General features: G+C 66.6%; 1 protein-coding gene. It reads left to right on the forward strand.

Annotated features, from left to right (window positions below; translation table 11 throughout):
* The coding region (locus tag JCM25156_RS26415) for a glutamate synthase central domain-containing protein (RefSeq protein ID WP_034961455.1) at positions 1–725 on the forward strand (725 nt) is incomplete at both ends.

Consider the following 725-nt stretch of genomic DNA (forward strand, 5'->3'; position numbering starts at 1 on the left):
CCGAGGCCGAGGACCGCGTGCGGCAGGGCTGCACCCATGTCTTCCTGACCGATGAGCACCAGTCGGGCGAGCGCGCCTATATCCCGATGATCCTGGCCACGGCGGCGGTGCATACCCATCTGGTGCGTCAGTCGCTGCGTACGTTCACCTCGCTCAATGTCCGTTCGGCCGGGGCGCTGGACGTGCACGCCATCGCGGTCACGATCGGGGTGGGGGCCACCACGGTCAATCCGTATCTGGCGCAGGAAAGCATTGCCGACCGGCACCGCCGGGGGCTGTTCGGCAATCTGTCGCTGTCCGATTCGGTGGAGCGGTACCGCAAGGCGGTCAACAAGGGTCTGCTCAAGATCATGTCCAAGATGGGCATTTCCATCGTGGCGTCCTATCGCGGTGGCTACAATTTCGAGGCGGTGGGCCTGTCGCGCGCGCTGACGGCGGAATTCTTCCCCGGCATGCCCTCGCGCATTTCCGGCATCGGGCTGACCGGCATCGCGCGCAACGTGCTGAGCTTCCACCACAAGGCGTGGAACCGGCAGGTGGAATCCCTGTCGGTCGGCGGGCGGTACAAGCTGCGCCGCAGCGGGGAAACCCACGCGTTCGATGGCAACATGATCCACATGCTCCAGACAGCGGTGGCGACGGGCAGCTTCTCCACCTACCAGCGGTACGCGGATGCGGTGCGCCGCCAGCCGCCGGTGGCGCTGCGCGACCTGCTGGACTTCCGG

It is taken from the genome of Komagataeibacter kakiaceti JCM 25156 (genome assembly GCF_000613305.1).